17 protein-coding genes are annotated in these 21534 nt (G+C 53.3%); 9 read left to right on the top strand and 8 right to left on the bottom strand.

The genetic code is table 11. From position 1 onward, the window contains the following. Both VE954_RS39110 and VE954_RS39105 read left to right on the top strand, forming a co-directional pair. On the top strand, positions 1-265 hold a 265-nt coding region (locus VE954_RS39110; RefSeq protein ID WP_324963430.1), incomplete at its 5' end, for a DDE-type integrase/transposase/recombinase. Positions 266-576: 311 nt separating this feature from the next. Then, complete coding sequence (locus VE954_RS39105) at positions 577-1161, top strand: hypothetical protein (RefSeq protein WP_324963428.1); 585 nt, start codon at positions 577-579, stop codon at positions 1159-1161. A 170-nt stretch (positions 1162-1331) separates the two neighbouring features. Here VE954_RS39105 and VE954_RS39100 read toward each other — a convergent pair whose 3' ends face one another. Continuing rightward, positions 1332-4031, bottom strand: coding sequence for a 7TM diverse intracellular signaling domain-containing protein (locus VE954_RS39100; protein ID WP_324963426.1), 2700 nt, complete (start codon positions 4029-4031; stop codon positions 1332-1334). Positions 4032-4235: 204 nt separating this feature from the next. Here VE954_RS39100 and VE954_RS39095 point away from each other — a divergent pair, with 204 nt between their 5' ends. Beyond that, positions 4236-5204, top strand: coding sequence for a DUF4360 domain-containing protein (locus VE954_RS39095; protein ID WP_324963424.1), 969 nt, complete (start codon positions 4236-4238; stop codon positions 5202-5204). Between the two features lie 4 nt (positions 5205-5208). Here the strand turns inward: VE954_RS39095 and VE954_RS39090 are convergent, their stop codons facing one another. Both VE954_RS39090 and VE954_RS39085 read right to left on the bottom strand, forming a co-directional pair. Next, entirely contained in the window at positions 5209-6225 is a 1017-nt protein-coding gene (locus VE954_RS39090; RefSeq protein WP_324963422.1) for a rod shape-determining protein, read from the bottom strand. 36 nt (positions 6226-6261) lie between these two features. Next, a complete protein-coding gene (locus VE954_RS39085; protein ID WP_324963420.1) occupies positions 6262-7839 on the bottom strand; it encodes an ATP-binding cassette domain-containing protein in 1578 nt (525 codons plus the stop codon). Positions 7840-8327: 488 nt separating this feature from the next. Between VE954_RS39085 and VE954_RS39080 the strand changes: the two genes are divergently transcribed. Beyond that, positions 8328-9008 carry a DedA family protein gene (locus VE954_RS39080; RefSeq protein ID WP_324963418.1) on the top strand — a complete coding sequence of 227 codons (681 nt, stop codon included), beginning with the start codon at positions 8328-8330 and terminating at the stop codon, positions 9006-9008. 105 nt (positions 9009-9113) lie between these two features. Then, positions 9114-9887: a CPBP family intramembrane glutamic endopeptidase gene (locus tag VE954_RS39075; RefSeq protein WP_324963417.1), complete on the top strand. Its 774-nt coding sequence runs from the start codon at positions 9114-9116 to the stop codon at positions 9885-9887. 3 nt (positions 9888-9890) lie between these two features. Here VE954_RS39075 and VE954_RS39070 read toward each other — a convergent pair whose 3' ends face one another. From VE954_RS39070 to VE954_RS39060, 3 genes are all read right to left on the bottom strand, one after another. Continuing rightward, positions 9891-11504: a fumarate hydratase gene (locus tag VE954_RS39070; protein WP_324963416.1), complete on the bottom strand. Its 1614-nt coding sequence runs from the start codon at positions 11502-11504 to the stop codon at positions 9891-9893. A gap of 155 nt (positions 11505-11659) precedes the next feature. Further along, complete coding sequence (locus VE954_RS39065; protein ID WP_324963415.1) at positions 11660-12616, bottom strand: hypothetical protein; 957 nt, start codon at positions 12614-12616, stop codon at positions 11660-11662. Between the two features lie 126 nt (positions 12617-12742). Further along, positions 12743-13321: a hypothetical protein gene (locus VE954_RS39060; protein ID WP_324963414.1), complete on the bottom strand. Its 579-nt coding sequence runs from the start codon at positions 13319-13321 to the stop codon at positions 12743-12745. A 242-nt stretch (positions 13322-13563) separates the two neighbouring features. Between VE954_RS39060 and VE954_RS39055 the strand changes: the two genes are divergently transcribed. From VE954_RS39055 to VE954_RS39045, 3 genes are all read left to right on the top strand, one after another. Further along, positions 13564-15678 (top strand): adenylate/guanylate cyclase domain-containing protein, encoded by a 2115-nt coding sequence (locus VE954_RS39055; RefSeq protein WP_324963413.1) that lies wholly within the window; start codon positions 13564-13566, stop codon positions 15676-15678. A gap of 14 nt (positions 15679-15692) precedes the next feature. Next, positions 15693-17759 (top strand): adenylate/guanylate cyclase domain-containing protein, encoded by a 2067-nt coding sequence (locus VE954_RS39050; RefSeq protein ID WP_324963412.1) that lies wholly within the window; start codon positions 15693-15695, stop codon positions 17757-17759. Positions 17760-17900: 141 nt separating this feature from the next. Beyond that, the gene (locus VE954_RS39045) at positions 17901-19292 is read left to right on the top strand and encodes an OmpA family protein (RefSeq protein WP_324963410.1); all 1392 of its coding nucleotides are present in this window, start codon (positions 17901-17903) and stop codon (positions 19290-19292) included. 122 nt (positions 19293-19414) lie between these two features. Here the strand turns inward: VE954_RS39045 and VE954_RS39040 are convergent, their stop codons facing one another. Continuing rightward, on the bottom strand, positions 19415-20416 hold the full coding sequence (locus VE954_RS39040; protein ID WP_324963408.1) for a hypothetical protein: 1002 nt from the start codon (positions 20414-20416) through the stop codon (positions 19415-19417). Positions 20417-20575: 159 nt separating this feature from the next. Here VE954_RS39040 and VE954_RS39035 point away from each other — a divergent pair, with 159 nt between their 5' ends. Further along, on the top strand, positions 20576-21316 hold the full coding sequence (locus tag VE954_RS39035; protein ID WP_324963407.1) for a hypothetical protein: 741 nt from the start codon (positions 20576-20578) through the stop codon (positions 21314-21316). Between the two features lie 7 nt (positions 21317-21323). Here the strand turns inward: VE954_RS39035 and VE954_RS39030 are convergent. Further along, a partial coding sequence (locus VE954_RS39030; protein ID WP_324963405.1) for a hypothetical protein occupies positions 21324-21534 on the bottom strand: 211 nt, incomplete at its 5' end.

Here is a 21534-nt window from a genome sequence, read left to right as displayed (position 1 = left end):
AGGTGCAAACGCCGCCGGTCTCAAGGCTTTCAATGATGAGCATTCCACCGACATCGAGCTCGGGCAGGTAAAGTATCTCAATAATATCGTCGAGCAGGACCACAGGCGGGTGAGGCAAAGGACAAGGCCCATGCTGGGCTTTAAAACCTTCATGTCGGCCGCGAAGACCATCGCCGGAATTGAGATGATGGCCATGATCAAAAAAGGCCAGGTCGATATTCAGGGCTCCTCACCTTTCGAGCAGTTTTACGCTCTCGCAGGATAAATGCGTCCGGGGAATAGTGTCTAAAATGGTTCGCCTGGCTGATGCAAGGTGTTCCGTCTGGTGATCTCCTGCTTGATGGTGCACGGGGTCGTAATACCGTTGAAATTCAGGCTGGAAAGGGTGGCCAAGGTTAATCCTTTCCGCTTTTTCGCAAAAAGTTCAGTTTATGGTCGCAGGAGCGCCGTGAGAGATGGCGCTTCCTTGCATGAATTGTTGTCTCTTTGATTTCAGATTTTTGAGAAGAGATATTCCAGATCGATCATAAGGCCTGCTCTGCAGTTGGAAAATGAAGCCGGAATGGTTACCTTTATATGGCGCCAGACGATGTGAAGAACACTCTATGGTTTTTAATAACGGTTGATCTCCACCGTTTTGCTCGATTCGCTGGAATGATTGATACATTTGATTTTAAGGATAAATTCATACAGATTTTAACTTATGAGGCGGAAGATCGAGTAATTCTGTTCAAGTCAAAAGTGACGACTTATCTTGAAAGGATGTCCTTTATGAAGCTAAAAATCCTTGAGATCTTAACATTTGTCAGCGCTACCTTCCTGATTCAATCATCCGTACTAGCGCAGAGCTTGCCGTTCAATATCTACCAGGGACCCATTCATAGAGGCGTCCGACCATGGGCTTCACTTGGTCAATGGATTAAAAAAACAACTGTGCAAAGCTCTTTTATGCAGGTGCCAGGGACAGTCGGGCTTTATATGAATGTCTGGACAGGCCAGTATTATTCTGTGACACCTGAAGGAAATATCGATTTAAACCGCTCAGGCCAAAATTATGAGGGGTCACTTGCGGCATGGGACTTGTGCATCGAAGGGGGCGGAGGAGACGCTTGCATGACAAGAGTCGACTATCGGATAAAAACTATCCTTCAGACCTATTAAACATACTTCATCGATGTTTTTTGGGGGGGCTTTCCCTATGGCAAGAGCCCCCTCGATGACCACAGCGGAGACAATGTAAATTAACCGCAGGTTGCAGACAGCAGCTGCGCGGTGACTGAGCCACGCCATCAAGAAAAGAACATCAGCGAGTGAGCCTGTCCAGGCTTCTCTTATTCTGCCAATCGCCGAACGACATTTGAGTTTGAACGGGGCTGCTGATCCAGCCAATTCCGAGTCTGTGGCGGTACGATGATAGCAAGATGGAAACCCTGATTCTTCTGACTCTGCACTTCATAGCGTCCACCCAATTCCTGCACAGCTGCTGTCACTGCTGATAAGCCCATGCCACGTCCGGCCAGTTCGGTGACCTTCTCGGCCGTTGAAAAATTGGGATGGAAGATCAAGCCACAGATCTGCTCGTCACTCAGGCTGTCATCGGCCCGAATCAGTCGCCGAGCGATGGCATGCTGGCGAATCTGTTCCGGATCCAAACCCCGCCCGTCATCCATGATGTCAATGTGAAGTCCACCGTCGCCAGCGGTGGCGAAGCGCAGCGTGATCGTTGCTTTCGGTGGTTTTAAACCGCGGTCTTCGGGATCTTCAATCCCGTGGACCAATGAGTTGCGGATGAGATGGGGCAGGGTGGTGAGCAAGGGGGCAAAGGCATTGTCGACTTTGGCATCCGCTCCTTCCACCACCAGGCAGGCATTTTTATGAAGCTGTTCCGCAACACGTGTCACCATAGGTGCCAGCGGGATGGTGTAACTTTTCAAAGGCAAAGCTTTGACCGATCGTGACCATTTTTCGACGCGGTCCATGGCCAGCGCCGAGGCGAGAGGTGTAAGGCTTTCTTTCAGGGCATTGAGATCTGTTTGATCCACACCGAACACGCTGCGCATCGGCTGATCGAAGTCCAGATGCAAAATGCCTTCGTTCTGCCTCAGGAATTGACGTACGTGGTCGGTAACATTTTGAATGTCCTTGCCTTCGATTGGATTTTTTTCTTCCAGCAGATGCAGCCGGCTGACCCAATCATCCAGATTGAAGCTGGCGGCATTGCCTTTCATGGTATGCAGCAGGGAATGCAGATGGTTGGTATCACGCTTGGCAATCGCTTCAACCGCTCCTTCAAGATCCTTTTTGAAATCCGTAAGGAAAATACGAAAGGCATCCTGATCTTCCAGGATGTGGATCAGGATGTCAGCGCGGCGCAAACCTTCCTCGGCTGCGACCAGGTCGGTGACATCGTTGATGGTGAGGAGCACGGCTGTGACCTGGCCGTTACTGCGGGATTTGACCGCCGCGGCCTGCAGCCCGATCATCTGATGATTCACAGGAAAGCGTCGAGGAAGCTGCTGCATGGCCACTTCGGTAGGAAGATCGGAATCAAAAATTTGCTGAATGGCCATCATGAACTGGGTCAGCAGATGATGAGGAAGTTCAAGCTGCTTCGGCAAAGGTTCACCCACCTTCAGGTTCTGTCCCAGGATCGTCTGGCAGGAAGACGTGAAACCATTTTGCAGCCGGGAATCACGATCCACCAGAAGAAAGCCCGATCGAACGTGCGAGAGTATGGTGTTGATTTGCTCGGTGCGTTCCACAATCTTTTGTTCCAGGCTTTGATTCAGTTTGGTGACTTCATGCTCGGCTCGCTCGGCGCGATCAAACGTGCGAGCAAAGCGTTGGGCCAGGGTCAAGGCCTGAGCGGACATCAAAAACATAAGTCCCAGGTGCACGAGGGGAATGGTGTCCATAAGGCGGTGGTGATAGACAATGTCGTTGATCACCGAGACGTAGAAAAAGAGATTGGCCATCACCAACATGCGTGCCCCATCACGTCCCTTTCTGGCGGCAACGATAACGGAGACTATGGTCACGATTCCAGAGACGAGGATCATGAGCTGAAATATTTCGAGAACACTCGGATAGTAGAGCGGGGGCGCCACAATAATAAAGGCCGACCAGGCAAAGCTGAAAAAGATGGCTGGTTTATAGACGAGTCGAGGTGATTCGTGGGGAAACATCTCCCGATAGAAACACAGGATATAGCCAGTGCCAGCGGCAACGGCCATATATTCTATAAAATAGCGGACCTGCATGGGAATGCTCGGCCACACCTGGTAGGCTATCTGTCCATCACCGACCAGCGCCAGACGCAAGGCGATTCCAAGAGACAGCACCCCGAAGTAAAGTGCTCCATTGCTGCGCTTGAGGAGCAGACGAATGTAAAGGTGATAGAGGGCCATAAACAGGATAAAGCCAAAACTCACTGCATCCTGAACGGTCGCGCGCAGCTGATCCTTACGAACGGCTTCCGGCAATCCAATGCGAATGGGCAGAGATAGACCGCCATACCAAAACGAGTGGTTGGACATCTGAACCGTGATATGGTTTTCACCCTTGTGAGCCTGGAACTCCAGTTTGCTCATGCGCACAAAGGCGACCTCTTCGGAGGCGACGAGCGACGTGTGACCAAACTCCTGCTTAAGTTCACCGTTGATCCAAATTCGAGACGCACTGTTGAGTATAGGAATGGTTAGCATCAATTCCTGCGGTTCTTGAGTATGAACACGCAAATGATACGTGGCGCCAGCCCAACGATTGAAATCGACTGCTGGATGTTTCGTCTTATGCCACTCGGTCTCAGGGGGCAGATAGGCCGAAAGCTTGCCCTGTCCCGCTTCGATTTCAGTCGGGGTCAGGAGCTGGTTCCAATAAAGTTCCCACTCACCTGTCAGGGGGATTGTGGCTTCCTGGTGCCAATTGACCTCGCTCAGGTTCACATGGCCCTGGACGGCACGGGTCTCTGCCGCCACGCACGGCCATGCCGGCATGAGAATGAGGAGAATGATTACGATAAGTGCGCGCATGATTCATCCTTGTTTGACCCAGGCGTCATCGACTGGAAAAATTTTCTATGAAGAGGCAATCCTTGCCGGGTGGATCCAATCCCATCATATCGCATCAAAATTTTCCAGGTCCTGCCACTGCCAAGTCCAGGCCTGACGCGGTATTCCTCGCATCACATCCTGTTTGAACCCGGAGGTTCAAGCGCCATCAAGGGGAGCTATCTGATGAAACTAATTCTACTATCTATGCTTTTGGCCACGAGTTCGAGCCTTTGGGGCATGACCCCCCAGCTGTCCAGCTCCCTGAAGTTTTTGAACGATATGCCGTCCGCATGTACCGATGGCGCCTGTAAGCAGGTGGTTTGGGATACCGTGTGTCAGCCGGATAACATTATTTTTGACGCCAACGACGATGGCAGCTTCGATATCGTGTTTTTGGACTTCAAAGCGGAAACGGATATGCATCACGTCCGGGCATCTGCGCAGTGCCATTTGGAAATTCCAGTGACTGTTCCCGATGGCTATAAGGTGGCTCTCCAATCGGTGGCGATTGCGGGCATCACGGATGTTTCGCAGAAAGGTTTGTCGGAAGCGAGCATCACGCATTCCTTCCGCACGGGACGGGAATCGATCAAGACGGAGCGCTTCCGTTTTCAAAATCAGGTGCAGGATGTCGTGGTCAACCATCAGATTGAGAAGGAATGGACGCAATGCGGTCGCGACCGCGAGGCCATCATCGGCACCCGCATTGGAATCGTCGCACAACGTGAGGCCCATGATATGAAGAATACCTTTATCGCGATCGACGAAGGAGCGGCCCAACGCAAAGCGGTTTATCGTTTGGACTATCAACGCTGTGATGGGCAACCCGAGGATCGCGAGTGCCGGAAGGATGAAATCGCCTTTGGAGGTTCCTGTCGTCCGTTGGCCCGGCAGTGTTCAGGCTATGATTTCACCGATGCCAAGGTTTGCAATAACGGCAAGGACAGCTTGCAGTGTGATTGGGTTCCCGGATCGCAACGCTGCGTTTCGTCCTGTCCTCAGGGCCATTTTTCAATGGATGGCCAGTGCTACAAAACAGCCCAGAATTGTTCCGAATACAATGGGACGAGTGACAAGGTTTGCAACAACGGTCATGATAAGCTCCAATGCGATTGGAACTCGCAGAAACGCAGCTGCTTCAAGGCGCATTGATTCCCTACGTGCAAAGACGGGCCTGTAAATTGCGATCGGCGAGGATGGAAAGATTGCCCAAGGCCACCGCCTGAAGCGGTTCGGCTACGGGCAGGAACTTCAAAGGGAGATTACGCGCGAGTCCCAGCAGCACATGCCGGGACAGGGCGCCCCCACCCGTCAGGCGGATACCGCGGTCCATGATATCCCCGAGTAATTCGACGGGAGTTTGTTCTAAGGCTTCCGTGATGCACCCAACAATCGCCAGCATATAAGGGTCAAGGACTTCCAGGAGTTCCTGCACCCGCAGGTCGAGACGCTGCGGCAGACCTGTGGCCAGGCAGAGCCCTTTCATATGCAGTTGATCATTTGGCTCTTTTTGATGCAGACGGCGTTTCAAATCCTCGAGCGTGGCGTGGCCCACGAGGAGGCCATGGTGCTCTTTGATGTGATGTTCCAGACGCTCGTTTTCGCTGCGCCCTTGCAGACGCAAGGCACTGGACGCCACCACTTCGCCCTGAACCATCACCACAGCTTCCACAATGCCCTTGCCTAAATCAACCAGCATATGGCCTTGCGAGCGCAAAATATCCAGCCCTGAACCCACGGCGGCGGCCAGCGGTTCTTTCACGAGCAGGACCCTTTCCGGTTCCAGGTAGCCAGCAACATCGCGAAAGGCCATCTTTTCAATCGCTGTGATGGCGTGTGGAAACGAGATGAGCACCTGTCCGGGTGAAGTCGGCATTTTGGGTTGGAGCATCAGGCGCAGCATGTCCACAGCTCCCTGCAGATGCACGATCACACCGTCCTCCAGAGGCCGTATGGTGCGAACCGCATCATTGGTCCGACCTTCCATGCAGAGTGCGCTTTGTCCCGCAACCCAGGGCACACTGCTGCCATCAGGCTTGCGGGCATAGGCCAGGATTGATGGTTCATTCCAGGTATGAGCCCCCCGTCCTCGGGCTTGAATGAGCGTATTTTCTGTGCCCAAATCAATGGCCAGATCCCAGGATGAACCAAAGAGTTTCTTCCACGTGTTCATAAACCAGTCCCAATCGTTTACCTTACGTTAGCAGATTCAGCGGGTTCTGACCAATTCGAAGCGTTGATGGACCGATAAATCATCCAGAAACCGCATATCGTGGGTGACCACGATCAGGCTCGACGGTAAAGCCCGCAGGGTTGTCACCAAGCATTCCAATGCGACAAGGTCCAGATGGTTGCTGGGCTCATCGAGGAGGATCAAATCCGGTGGCACGATTCGCGTGGCGAGCAGAATCAAAGCCGCGCGCAAACGTTGGCCGCCACTCAAAAGCTTGAGAGGTACGCTCGCCTCACGGGTCTTCAGTCCCAGTCGGGCGGCGATCGTCCGTCTTTGTCCAGCATCTGTCCCATACAAAGGATCCTCCCAGATCTGCAGAAGACTCAGGTTTTGAGGCAAAGAACCCAAATCCTGGTCGAGGAGAAAGGCCTGCCGAAACCGGCGATGGATCTGCCCCGCTGTGGGTTCGACGTGACCCAGGATCAATTGCAGCAGTGTGCTTTTCCCGGAGCCGTTGTCGCCAAGAATCGCCACGTGTTCACCAGCCGCCAGCTGCAGGTGGAGCGGTTCCGCCCAAAGATCCGTTTCGGTCCAACGGTGCTGGACCCCTTCCAGACTGAGCAGTGGCCTGGCACCCGGTCTTTTCTGGGCTCTAACGTCCAAATGCAATTCAGGCGTGTGGATGAGCCTCTGAGCCTTTTCACGCAGCTGCTCCTGCGCTTGCGTAATTTTTTCCTCATGTTTGACCTGCAGTCGAGCGCCCGTGAGTTCGGCCTTACGCTTCATCATGCCCAGGGCGATCCGCGGCACACCGCCCTTGGCGCGATCCCTACGCCCTTGGGCGGATTTTTTCGCGTGCTGGTCACGCACTTTTTGGGCTTCCATGCGGACCCGATCCAGGTCCTGTCGCGTCTGGGCAAAGGCAGCGTGAAAGGCGGACTGCTGCTGATCATAAGCCGCCTTGTAAAAATCATAAGGTCCGCCGTAAACCTGAATTTTTGTCGGTTCCAACGCCAGGGTCAGGTTCATTGTATTCAATAATTCACGATCGTGACTGGCCACAAGACAGCCCCCTCGATGTCGCTCCAAAGCCTGCATGAGCAAACGGCGGCCATCGCGATCCAGGTGATTGCTGGGCTCGTCCAGTAACAGAAAACTTTCCTCGTGAGCCAGGGCCAAAGCCAGGCGTAAACGCTGCCAGATGCCACCGCTTAAGGGGGAGCTTTGGAAAAAATCCAAACGGCTGAGCCCCCATTCGTCGAGGCGCTGCTCCATGGCTGCATAGAGGCTCCAATGATCCTCCATAAACAGCCAGTCTTCAGCGTTGGCCCGTTCGGCTTGAATCGCACGCCCGGTCCTGAGCACACGCAGATCTGGGGATTCATCCAGCGATTCACCATCCAGCTGGGGCAGATATCGAAGGTCAACTTTTTCGTATAGAATGGATCCGACCGAGGGCTTCAGCCGACCCGCAATCAAAGCCAGCAGGGTGCTTTTTCCGGATGCGTTGGAGCCGACGAGACCGTAACGTTCGCGGGAAAGATTCAAATACAATTGGTGAAAAACAGAAAAATCATCATTATAGGCAAAAGACAGATTGATGATCTGTAGCATATGCGTCCTTGAATTTTCGTCAAAATTGGCTTCGGGCGCCGATTCAGGATCGACGTTAAGGAAGCGAAAGTATTGAGAAAATCATTGACGCATAGGGCGTCGGCGAGGGTGCCGACTGAAGACTCCTTTTTCCAAGGCACAGTTCTATTTAAACAATTCGGCTGTTAAACGCAAGATCTTGAATCACGCGGCTTAAACTCGGACTGGCAAGGCATTTTTGGAGACTGTTATCATAATTTTCTTAAAGTCAGAATATTAATATCGAGTGTTCAGTATTCCAATATCCGCGCGCAGCCGGGACTTCAGTCCTGGAAAAATGTGCCGATGGGTCATTATGCTGAGGCCCTCGATACTGCGAGGAAACTCTAACTTTTTGCGACAGAATGTGATATCTCTGTCGGTTCCTGTGGGCTCGACCCTATATGAAGCCAAACCGATGGACCTGATTGGGACCTTTGGCGTCGCAAGCTGCGTGAGAGGGAATGTGAATGGGATTTACAGAACAGGATTTGCTCAGTTGGTTCACTCAATATGCTTATCAGCCCATTCTGATCTATCTCGCGATATTTATCCTGATGCTCGCTTCCGGATTTGGTTTGCCTGCGCCTGAGGAATTCACGCTCGTGAGTGCAGGACTCGTGTGCTACATCGCGTCGCGCCCCGACCTTTATCCTCCACCTTATGTGGGTGCGACCCCTGTCAATGCCTATGTCACGGCGGGTGTGGCCTTCTTCTCAGTAATTTTTTCCGATTGTCTGGTGTTCTTTTTAGGACGAAGATTTGGCGGTCAGTTTTTACGATCCCGCTACACAGCCCGCTTTCGGGCGCGTATGGACGACGTCGCCAAATGGACCAAGAAATACGGAATGTGGGCGGCTGGTGCCTTTCGCTTTACGCCGGGTCTGCGTTTTCCTGGGCACTTTGCCTGTGGCATGATGGGACTGAGCACAACAAAATTTGTCCTGGTTGATGCCGCTGCGGCGGGGATATCGGTGCCGACTCAGGTTCTGCTCGTTGCGTTCTATGGGGAGACCATCCTGATTTACTTCAAACAATTCAAGATTGTCCTTGCGGTGATCCTCCTCGCTGTTGGAATTTATTATCTCGCTCGTTGGTTGCGGCGGCGCAGTTCCACCAAAAAAAGTCTGCAGACTCCGCCCGTGGCCTAGCCTTAACCCAAATATCGTTTTCTAACCAACCCTGAGCCTTGACCGCAGCCTGCGGAAAAGGCTAGCTTCGCTTCTTGCCTGTCACGTCGAAGAGGTCTGGGTTCCGTGTTTCAGCATTCCGGTTGGATGATATCCAATCTCATCTTTTGGGTTGTCCTCCACCCGCTGCTGCGGATCGTGGTCTATCCGCATTGGGAACTGAAACCCTTCATCCACAGCATGGAATTCATGAGCGCGAGTCTGCTCAGCCTGCAAGTTTTGAGTCTTTGGACGCTTTATGGGTGGCCTCGGGAACGTTGGGAGGCTCGACCGTGGGTCAGTGCCTTGGCTCTTTTTCCGGTGGTCTGGCTGTTCAATTCCCTCATCCTTTGGCTCTTCATGGAATTTCGCCTGGTGCAGGAACCCCTGCTGGAACCCCTTTATGACAGTCAGCACTTCATCCGTCAGCATCCCATAAGCTGGACATCGCTTGGCTTTATACTCAGTGCGATTTGGGAAGAGATTTTCTTTCGGGCCTGGATGCCTGACTTTCTGCAAAAGCGCCTCCGCAGAAGCGCAGCCCTGGTCTTGAGCGCGCTGCTCTTTGCCGTGGCTCATATTTCCTTGCATACCACAGTCCAGGCTCTCCTGGCTTATTTTCTCTTCGCTTTGAGCCTCAGCTACGTGCGGTCCTTCCATGGCCTGGGCGCTGCCATCGGCATCCATCTTTTAAACAACGTGCTGGCGTTTGGCAGCCAGGCGTTTCATTTTAATTTTTTTGCCGAGCTGCAGGCTCAGAAAAGTTTGCTCTACCTTATGCTCTTGTTCTTAAGCACAGGCCTTCTTCTGGTGGGGCGGGATGTGTTACGGCTTGTGGACAAGGGGGCCGAAGCCCCCTAAGGTTCAATCGTTGCCTTGAATATTGCTATAAAAGTCATTGCCCTTGTCATCACAGACGATAAACGCCGGAAAATCCTTGATGCGAATCTCGCGAACGGCTTCCATACCGAGATCCGCAAAGTCGACGACTTCCACACTCAGAATATTCTGCTTGGCGAGAATCGCTGCGGGTCCCCCGATCGAACCCAGATAAAAGCCACCAAACTGTTGACAGGCCGATGTCACGTCCGGTGAACGATTGCCTTTCGCCAGCATCACCAGCGATCCACCCTTGGCCATGAACGGCGCCACATAAGGATCCATCCGGCCTGCGGTGGTGGGACCAAAACTGCCCGACGGCATGCCTTCCGGAGTTTTCGCAGGTCCTGCGTAATAGATGGGATGGTTCTTGAAATATTCCGGCATCGGTTGACCTTCATTCAGCATCTGCTGAATGCGGGCGTGCGCCACGTCACGTGCCACGATCAAGGTTCCACTCAGCTTCAAACGGGTTTTGATGGGATGCTTGCTCAATTCACGCCTTATCTCATCCATGGGGCGATCCAGATCAATCTCCACAGGTTGAGCCAGAGTCGGATTCTGTTTCGGCAAAAAGCGGGCTGGATTATGTTCCAGCTCCTCGATGAATATGCCGTCCTTGGTGATCTTAGCCTTAATATTCCGGTCGGCGCTGCAGCTGACGCCGAGGCCCACGGGACAGGACGCAGCATGGCGAGGCAGACGAATCACCCGCACGTCATGCACGAAGTATTTGCCACCGAACTGGGCCCCGATACCAGTTTCCTGACAGATTTTTTGCACGCGCGCCTCCCATTCCACATCGCGGAAGGCCTGGCCATGAATATTGCCGGTGGTGGGCAAATAATCCAGATAGCCGGCCGAAGCTTCCTTGACCATTTTCAAGCAGGTCTCGGCCGATGTCCCGCCAATGACCAGCGCCAGGTGATAGGGCGGGCAGGCGCTGGTGCCCAGGTACTTCACCTTGTCTTCGATAAATTTGATCAGGCTCTCTTCATTCAGCAGTGATTTGGTTTGCTGAAAGAGAAAACTTTTATTGGCTGAGCCGCCGCCCTTGGCCATGAAAAGAAAATCGTAGCTGTCGCCCGGCGTCGCATACAGGTCGATCTGCGCGGGAAGATTGCTGCCGGTATTTTTTTCCTCGAACATGCTTACGGGAGCCAGCTGGGAATAGCGAAGATTTTCCTTCTGATACGTTTTGAAAATACCCTTCGATAACCATTCCGCATCATCAGCCCCGGTAAAGACATGCTGGCCTTTTTTGCCAATGACGATGGCCGTGCCGGTGTCCTGACAACTGGGGAGCTGACCGTTGGCGGCGATCTCCGCATTTTGCAAAAGCGCATGCGCGACGAAGCGATCATTGTCCGAGGCTTCAGGATCGTCCAGGATTCTGTTCAAGCTTTGCAGATGAGTGGGCCTTAGAAAAAAAGATACCTCCCGCAGCGCTTCACGGGCCAGAAATTCCAGACCTTCCGGCGCGACCTGCAAAATGGTTTTACCCTGGAACGTCGCCTGGCTGACAAAATCCTTGGTCAGCAAACGATAGGGTGTCTTGTCTGGTCCCAGGACCAGAGGTTTTTGGTAAGCGAATTCCATGGCAGGTCCTCACAATAGGGGCTTCATGCTTTGGCAGACCGAAGTGAGAAGTATAAAAACCAGGAGGGGCTGGGTCAACGGGAGGATAAAAAAAGGACCCGGGGAGGGTCCTTTCGCGGATGTTGGGCGCTTTTTGGCGTCCTGGATCCGGGATTTCAGTGAGCTTGAGCCTGCTGCTGCTTTTTGAACTCGTCTTCGCTGGTTTCCTGCTGGCGCGCTGTTTCATAACCGCAGGCCTTGTCAGGTGCCATTTCCAGACGCCCAGTATCATTCTGACAAGCTTTGGCCACCATGGAGTTGGTTTTCATCTGACGGGCATCCCGCAGATGCTTGAGACCTTCCTGCCCTTCACTCGATTTTGTGTCGCCTTTGACGGAGCAAAGCAGCGAAGCCGCCAGCATGATCTTGCTGCAAGGGTTGGGCGGATCCACAGCAATGGCATCTTTATGGTACTGAACCGATTTCTTGATGTCACCTTTGACATCGAAGAGCCACTTCATCAAAAAGAAGTCCGGCACAAGGCGATAGAACATACCGAGAGCATAACGAGCGTTGCCTTGCAAGGAAGCGGATTCACCAAAACGATAGTTATATTTCGAAGCCACGACATCCAGCCAAAGTTTTTCGACCAGCTTGGCTTTTTTCAGCGAGGAAAAAATGCCATCGATCGAGGCGATCTTGCCGATCATGGCGCCCAAAAATAATTGGCAGATAGGATGATCGGGTTTCTTTTCAATGCATTTTTCAGCTGATTTCTGGCCACGAACAAACACACTGCGGGCGAACGCCAGATCCTTGGGGTCGGTATACGAACCACCAAGTTGGAAGGCCGAATCCGCCACCATCCAAAGACCATCCAGCCAGGCGCTTTCCTTGGCTGACATCGATTCGATGATTTCGAGCTGGCGCTTCAACACAGGCTCAGGCATCACCGCGTCGGCATATTTGGCTTTATTTGCATTCCATTCCGCATGAAGGGCAGGATATTTCTCCATGGGCTTGAAATCCACGGGATACGGTAAATACTTATCCTGTGCCGCGCTGAGGCCACTGATGCCAAGGCCCAGAGCCATCAGGCAAGCGGCCCAGACTGAACGTTTCGAGAACGACATGAAAAGACTCCTTTTCGCAGAAACATAAGCCGAACAGGGTAGCTATCGGCAAGGGCCGATGGGATGTGAGTGGGGGTTTGGGAAAATTTTAAAAATCGAATCAATTCATATTGATAATGCCGGGAATTACTGGCCTCCGCCGCCGTTTTTTCCATTGCCTGTCTTCATCGAAGCGCTGTTGCCCGTATTAACTTGGGTGGCCGCACCGGTCAGGATCTCGGCCAGCGTTGTGTTCCTTGTGTCCGTAGTATTATCGCTGCGATCCGTGATCGTAAGATAAACTCCGATCGTTTTATAGGCGGCATGGATCTGATTCAGATGGGTGCCTTCGATTGTTACCAGCTGGTCATACTCCCCTGTGGCGGCGCTCGCGTCGCGAATGGTGACGCTATTGTTGGCTGTTGGCGCGGCCGTGAAGGTCACTATAAAACGAGCGCGATCGCCCGTAATTTTCGTTCCGTTGTAATAGCTTGAGACGCCAATGAGAGACCTGGCGGTTGTGTTGGTCGACGATTCTTCAAGGACCGAGGCGACCAGCCAGGCACCTGTCACAGGCACAGGCGGGACAACCTTTTCGTCGGCATCCTGGGCATCCGGAGCGGGAGCCGGATTGCGACTCGAAAGCTCGGATTGGTCCAATTTGGTTTCCTGGCACGCTGCCAGGCACACGCCTAACAGGGTTGCCTGTACCCAGGATTTTTTCATTTTTTTCGCTCCAGTGGCTTTGTAATACGATCGGACTAGTGATCGCCCTTCTTGAGGAAAAGCAAAGCTCGGGCAAATGTGTCTGGAAAACAACGGTTTGCAGGAAGCACTTGTGACTATTTCCCGGCGTAAGAAAGGGTTGGAAGCGCTTTTTTTCGAAGCGGGTTCCACCCTGATTTAACCCCAAGTAAAAACTGACCGAAGACCCATAAGACGTCCTTTCACCGAGGATAGTGAACGCCATGTGGAATTGGATCCTGATGCTCGCCTTGTGCGCAGTATGGCAGGAGGCTCCCGCAGCCGATGCGAAGAGTCCCCAGCTGTCGCTGACGGATTCCTATTCCCTAAAATGGGCAGCGTTGGATAACCCGGCAGCACTCCGCGCTTGGGCGCGTGAACAGATGTCGACCCTTGACCCTGCGACCCAAGGCAGTCTTTGGGTGCAGGCGGTTGCGGCCTATCTGCGGGTTCGCGATATGGGTGACAACGATGCCGAGCAACGTCAGCTCCTGAGCCAGGCCCTCGAATTATCTGCACTTTATCTAATCCCCCATGATGCGCTTTATACCCTTAAAACCACCCAAATGGATTTGCAAATGATCGAGGACCATGGGGTCGGCGCGGTGCTTGCACCAACTCTGCGCGATCGCTTGTTCCAGGATAAAGTGAATCTGGCAGATCAATTGAAACTGCCCGGTCGCAAGGCACAGATCAGCTTGGAGTGGGGCCAGTTTATGCTGGAGTCAGGGCGCGACGGCGAAGGTATTAAAAAAATGCACGAGGCCATGCGGGAATTGAACAAGGCTTCGGATGTCACAGATCTGGAAATTATGCAGGCCAAACAATTCTATGCCGGCGGCATTCTGAATATCCAATCCAATGAAAAATCGAAACTGATTTATAGTGAATTGGGTCGATTCTGTGAGGTCCGTAAGCCACGCAATTTCTGTCTTATTATTGACCATGATTATGCCTATCTCCTGCTCGCTGACGACAGCCCAGCCAACCTTCAAGCTGCGCTGGACGTCTTAACCCGCGCTCTGGCCGGCGCTGAGGAGTTGCAGGATGAGAATTTCGTGGCCATTATCAGTACGTCCATGATTCGCCTGCTGGATAAAATGGGGCGAAACGATGAAGCGCTGCAGCACGGCATGCGAGCCATGTCGATTTTTAAGAAATATAATGATGGGGTTTGGCTGGCAGATACGCAGCGTAAACTGAGCAAAATTTATCTCAATCTGAACCAACCGGACAAGGCCCTGGAACTCCTGCATGTCGCACGCAAGTCGTTTCCCAAGGATTATTTTTGGGATCATGCCCAGATCTCTTTGCAACAGGCTCGAGCCTATAAGATGCTCAATCAGCCTAAAAAAGCCTTTGACGCGATGAGCGACTATGCCCAGGCTCTGCGGGAAAATGCCAGCCGTAATCAAAATACGGACATCGCGCAAAATCTGACCCAGATCAATCTGGAAATGGAAGAGGAGCAGAGTCGCTCCTTGACGCAGGCCGAACAGCTGCAAAAAATTCAGGCGCAGTTGGATGCCGCCAACCGCATCGAGCAGGAGGAAACGCTGCTGCTGATCAACGGCATTTGGGTCGCCAGTGGCTTCCTTATCCTGACAGGCATTTTCGGACTCGTGTGGATCCGGCAGCAGAACCGCCGCATTATCAGTTTGAATCGCCATCTTCGCGAGGACGTTCTCCAGCGCTTTTTACCGCCTGTGATCGCGGAACGGGTGGCCCATGGCCAGGCCGTGCTCGATGAGACTCCGCATGAGCAGGACGTGACGGCACTGTTTGGACGTTTGGTTAATCTTGAGCACGCGATCGAGGAATTGGGACCGCGTGTTACCGCCCGGCTTTTGGAAAGCCTGATGCAGGCTGTGACCGATGTCAGCCTTGAGCATAAAGGCTGCCTGGACAAACTGCATCGAGGCAGCTTTCTGATTTTGTTTGGAGCCCCCATCGAATGTTCACCCGAAGAACAGATTCAACAAGCGATAGCCTTCGCCCATTCGCTGCAGCAGCGGTTTGAAGAGATCCGTGAAAGCTGGCCAACCGTTGAAGGCTGGCGCCCTGGGTTGGCTATTGGCATTCATTTCGGTAACGCGCTGGTCGGTGTCTTCGGTGGCAAACGGCGGGCCGATTATACAGCCGTAGGACAGACGGTGAACCTGGCAGCTCGGATTGAGGGCGAAGCCAAATCCGGCGACATTCTGGTCAGCGAGAACGTGGCTGAAATGTTGGGCGTGGAACATTGCCGTGCTCTCGGTGATGTTCGATTGAAGGGTATTTCGAAAGCGCAGAAGCTGTTTAGCGTTGAGCCCATCAAGGTGGTGCGGAACGCATCGTGAAGGAGTCTGGTACTGTGTTCGCACAAGGTTTGATTATCATCCTCGGGTTGGCCCTCGCCGTGAGTGCATGGGCGCTGCCTTGTCATCATCCAGGGGCACGTTTTGAGTCCATGCGTCTGGAGGCTTTTGACAATCCTGTTCAAAGTGTGAAGGCTGCGCGTGAATCCCTGCAAGCGGCCGGAAATAATATCGACCTTTCGACACGCGTCATGTGCAGCCTGCAGCTCAGTCTTGGAGCGTATCTGGCTGATCGCGTCGACGCCAAGGACGAAGTTTTTTTAAAGGCGACCCGGAAACTGGCCGGCGCCGGTACCTTCAAGAAGGAAGCCATACTCCTCGAAGCCTTGCAATACGCCTCGACGCGGACCTATCCTGCTGATCTGCAGGACCGTCTTCGCTATTTGGATACCGCATCACGGCCTATGGGCATCCCGATCCGATCCTTTTTGCTGTATCTCATCACGGCCCTGGTCGAGGATCCGGTGACCAAGGCTGGCCTCGAAGCTGAAGTGGAAGCCTTGCTGGCTCCCGCCCAGTTGACTCCCGAATTTGAACGGGTCCTCTTACTTGAATTTCAGGCCTTTCATATCGATCGAAATCGTAATCCCCATAAAAAAGTTGAGCTTCGTGAATCGTTCCTCCCACGCTTGCGTAAGCTCAACCTTGCCTATTGGGAAGCTTTCATCGTCTATAACCATGCCCGTACTTTTGAATACCTTGCCACGGAGCAGGCCTTTCAATCCGCTGCGCGTTACTATGGTGACGCCGAAAATCTGTTCCGGCTCCTGGAAAAGGATGATCTTTACGCCAGTATTCTCCTCGGCAAGGCGGGCGTCTGGTATCGAAACGGTCGTAAGGCGGAAGCCATACGCCTGGCCAAGCGGGCAGAAGCCTACTTTCTGGAATCACAAAACAGGATCTGGCAGGGTGAAGTCTGGAAACGCCTGGCCATGTTTTACTTGGAAGATAAGCAGTATGAGGAAGCCAGCAGGGCTTTGGATCGAGCCTCCACGTTTTTCGCGATCGAGCATGAAACGGATCGCAATCAGCTGGATGAAATTCGGGCGCGCATCCAATATGGGCTTCGTCAGTACGACAAGGCCGTTGAAACCCTCGAAACCTATGCCAAAGATTTTACCAGAATCGAAAATAAGCAACGGGAACAGTATGTAAAGGAGCAAAGTGCGCGCTATGGTTTGACGTTGGAAGAGGAACGTAACAAGATCCGTCAACTCACTCAGGAGAATGCTAAAAAGCAGGCCCTGATGGATGGCGAGAGTCGCAAGGCTCGGGAGCGCGGGCTGCTCGTCCGTTTCTTTGCAGTGCTTGTCTCGCTGCTTGGCGTCGTGTGGCTGGTCTGGATTCTGCGCAGGGGCCTGGTCCTAGGCCAAACCATTCGCAGACTGAACAGCCACATGGAGAACCATGTTCTGGAACGGTTCCTTCCGCCTGCCATGGTGCATGAAGTGGCCGCGGGTCGCCTGCATCTGGATGAAAGGCCCAACACCCGTCTCGTCACGATCCTGTCGGCTGATATCGTCAGCTTCACCAACGGCACAGAATCGCTCGGTTCGGAACGAATTGCCGTGATTTTGAACCGTTTTATGGTGGCGATGGCCGATGTTATCTTCGAACATCAAGGCACGATTGATAAATTCATTGGGGACGGTGTGATCGCCATCTTCGGAGCGCCGGTGGATATGGATGCCGAAACTCAAGCCTTGCAGGCCAGCCGCTGCGCTCAAGCCATGGTCAAGGTGCTGGATAGCCTCAATCAGGAGCTGCTCACAGGTCATACATGGAAACTCAGATTGCGCATCGGCATGCATCAAGGCGTGGCTTTGGTCGGTTCGTTTGGAACCCGGCAACGCAGTGATTACGGAGCCATTGGTGATGCCGTGCATATCGCATCGCGCATACAGGCCGTGGCCGGGCCTAATGAAATCCTGCTGACCACCAGTGTGAAGCATCACCTCGATAGCACGCTCTGTTCCCGTCGCGGCGATCTTAAAATCCGTGATCAGAGCCAGGCGATTTCCATGCATAGTCTCTCGCTCACTGCCGAATTAAAAGCCGCCTGATATCTTCATCACTTTACTCTTGTCTTTACTGACACAGCGTACTATCAGTGGGCCATCAGCCTACTGTTGTCTCCAATCACTGACTCCTCCTGGTTTTCAGCAATTCAAGTTCATTCGAGATCCCGGATGGAGGAGTCAACTGTGACGTTCGGTTATGTGAAAATGGTCGCTTTTTGCAGTGTTTTCTTTACGACAGCCGCGCTGGCTAACATCGTCGGTTCCGATCTGCAAAACTTTGTGCCTGCCCCAAGCAGCATGGATGGTGTGACCGTCAACAACGCGCTTACCTTGGGTCAAGGTCGTTTCGGATTGGGTCTGTTTGTCGATTATGCAACCAACACCCTGCCTTATTTTAAAGAAGACGATGGCACGACGCGTGACCGTGACAAGGAATTCAATGATGCCGTCACCACCTTGGATCTGCAGGCCGTCTACGGCTTGACCAACTGGTGGGACGTAAGCGTTGCGGCTCCCTTCATCATAGGGCAGCAGGAAGGTGACAACGACGAGCCTCATGGTTATTACGATCGTAAGGGCTTGACCGGATATCGCGTTGGCACGAAATTGCGCGTTCTTGAGCTGGGCCCTTTCGCTCTGGGCGTCGTGGGAACTGCTGCTTATAATCGCGTTCAGGACAATCCCTATACGCAAACGAAATGGCCTTCGATGAGTCTCGAACTCACTTCAACCTTGAATATGGGCCGCTGGCTGTTGACCGCGAACGCCGGATACCGCTGGCGTCAGGGTCAGCCGGGCGACTCCATTCGTGAGACTTTGCCGGTGGAACGTTTTGGTGATCAGATTATTTATAGCGCGGGCGCTGTCTTGCCGCTCGGCTCGGAATGGGCTGTCATGGCGGAAGTTTACGGCGCGCGCAATTGGGATGAATTTTCTGAGGAGTCACCACGCTCGACTTCCATCCACGAGTCGGTGCTGGGTCTTCGCTATGATGTCACGCCGTCCATTCAAATGCACCTGGGTGCTGGAGCGGAATTGCAGCATTCCATCAGCAGCGCGGATGCCCGGGTTTACACTGGCATCCGTTGGACTCTGGGTGATAAGGAAGTTGCCAGGCCAGTGGCTGCGGTGGCCCCTGCCGTTCAAAAAGTCAGCTTTGAACCCATCCCGAAGCCTGATGCCGTGATTGACCTGGACGAGGTGCACTTCGGTTTGGATTCCTTTGAAGTCCGTGATCCCAAGGCTGGCCCGATCATGCAACGTCTGACGGAGATCATGCGCCAGCATCCCGATATTGAGCGGATTATGATTGAAGGCCATACCTGTGACCTTGGCAGTGATCTTTACAATATGAAGCTCAGCGATCGCCGCGCGATTGCGGTTGAAAAATGGATGGTGAATCGTTACGGCATCGATAAGAAAAAGCTGCATTCCATGGGCTGGGGTGAATGGCAGCCGAAAGTCGCTAATGCTGATGCGGCGAGCCGTAAGAAGAATCGCCGGGTGAGCTTTAAGATCTACTTTCAAAAAAATCAACCGACCGATCGAATCTATCAAGCCAGTATTCGAAAGTGATTTGCAGCCGGATCCTCAGGCCAGCATTCGGTCGTGACTTGCGGACGGATCCATCAGGCCAGCGTCGCATGGGGATCTTGCAAAGGGAGCGGCCTTCGCGCCGCAACCCTCGCAGCCGATCCTTACTGCCTGGAAAGTTTGGCGATCTTATCAATGATGGCCACACTCAAATGAGGGTTCGCGGGATCCGGTATCGTCGACGTCCAGGCGAAATCCGGGTGGTTTTTCCGTGAATTGCCAAACCATTCGCCCCCGATAATGCTACCTGCGTGAAGCTCCAACACATAATCAAATTTCAAGGTCGTCCCGGTTGCGAGCCGTACATTCGATCGCACCTTTAAAAATTCCGTCGCATCCGGATTCCACAGATAGGATGGAGCACTGGCGATATTGGTCAACTCGCGAGCCTTGGCTTCGTCGATAACCTCGATCGTGCTGCGGTATCCCTCGACGGCGTAATTCCAAACCTCGTCCCCGGCCGTATCATCGATGATGAAGGGCTTGTGGTTCTTGCCCAGCATGTTGCCCAGCAGCACATGGAACGCTCCGGCATTCATATCACGGCATCCAGCGCTGGTCACACGGCCTGAATCATCCACGACCGGTGTGGTCAGGCAACGCCGACCCACCAGTGTCACATACTGGGTTCCCTGCCACTTCTCGATCAGCAGCGCCTGGATATCCTCGACTGTGAAGGTCTGGCCTTGAAACGTCACGGCACGCTTGGGTGGTTCTTCATTCATGCCGGCTGCCGCCAGACCATTGCAGTGACCCGCCCAGGCCACATGTCCGGCTTTTTTCACGGTCTCGGCTTCCCAGGTCTCGGCCGCCTTGCCTCCACCCGTCGCGCGATCGTATTTCCGCATCGTCGCCACGGTTCCGCCCTTACTGAGCGGCCACCAATTTCCATTCCAGATGAATTTGAGACTGTCGCCCTGGGCGGGCAGGTCCTGAGCCATGGTCGTGAAGGTCACGGGTACACCCAGCCGACCGACGTCATTCATCTCGTCAATGGCTTCCTTGGTGTGGGACGGAGGTTCCGCCGAACAGCTGAGGATCAGGCCCATGGGAAGTAACAACGCCAGACGCAGACTGATACAGGACTTAGGAAACGTGTGTTTCATGAGATATCCCTCGGTTAAATCACTGCCGAGAATACTCCTCTGTCTTGAAGCCTGTCGATCGGGTGTTAACCCCAGGCATAACTTCGTACTAGCCAATAGGTACCCATTTCTCAGTATAATGGAACAGACATAAAGAAAACCCAGACAAGGATGCTGCTCATGGTTCGAGATCCAGTTGCTGCGGCTCGTAACATTGTCAAACAGCGTTTTCCTGATGCCGTCTGCGCTTTTGCCAGTGGCGATTGGCAAAAGCGCGAGGAAACTCCTTATTCCATCGTTTCCATTGTTGTGATCATGACCCGGGTGCAGACTGCCTATCGTGAAAGTCTGCGGGTGGATCAAATGCCTATGGAGGTATTTGTGTACGATCCAGAAAGCTGGGATTATCTGGGTTTAAAGAAAGATCGTGCGAAGGGAGATGCTTCCGTCGCGCAAATCATGGCTCAAGGCGAACCCCTGCTCCCCGGCAGCGCCATGGCCAGTGAAATGCAGCAGCGAGCCAAAGCTGTGCTCGCAGCCGGCCCTTCGCCTCTGCAGGAGGACCAGATTCATGAGATGCGCTACCGAATTTCTGTGCTCATGAATGAATTGCGAGCGCCGCGCAGTCACGGCGAAGCCATGGGCAGCCTGGGTGTTTTGCATGAGACGCTCGCGGATTTTTATCTGCGTGGTCGCGGGCTATGGTCGGCGAGTGGTTCCGATATTCCCAAGGCCTTGCAAGCCGCTGATGCGGAATTTGCCAAGCGCTGGCAGCGCGTTTTCACATCAGCCTTCATGGGTGATCGCAGCGCGGTGATGAGCCTTGTGGATGAAGTCCTGGAGCCGCATGGTGGTTTCCTCTTCGACGGTCACGTTCGTCGCGCCCCTGATGGCTGGAAGCAGCAGCCTGTTGCCGGCTAATATCCCTTCAAAAGAAATGAGGCAGACCTGATCGGCCTGCCTCTCTTCGATGCTTAATACTCAACGGCAGAAAATGATACTCCATGGCCATGGATAAGGACAAGGTTCTGGAACAGGAATCGGTGTCGGCGTTGGTGTCGGAGTTGGTGTCGGAGTTGGTGTCGGAGTTGGTGTCGGAGTTGGTGTCGGAGTTGGTGTCGGAGTTGGTGTCGGAGTTG

It is taken from the genome of Oligoflexus sp., assembly GCF_035638955.1.
In the GTDB taxonomy this organism is placed as follows: Bacteria; Bdellovibrionota_B; Oligoflexia; order Oligoflexales; family Oligoflexaceae; genus Oligoflexus.
Note: the sequence above shows the minus strand (reverse complement) of the source record. Positions and strands in the feature narration are given on the sequence as shown.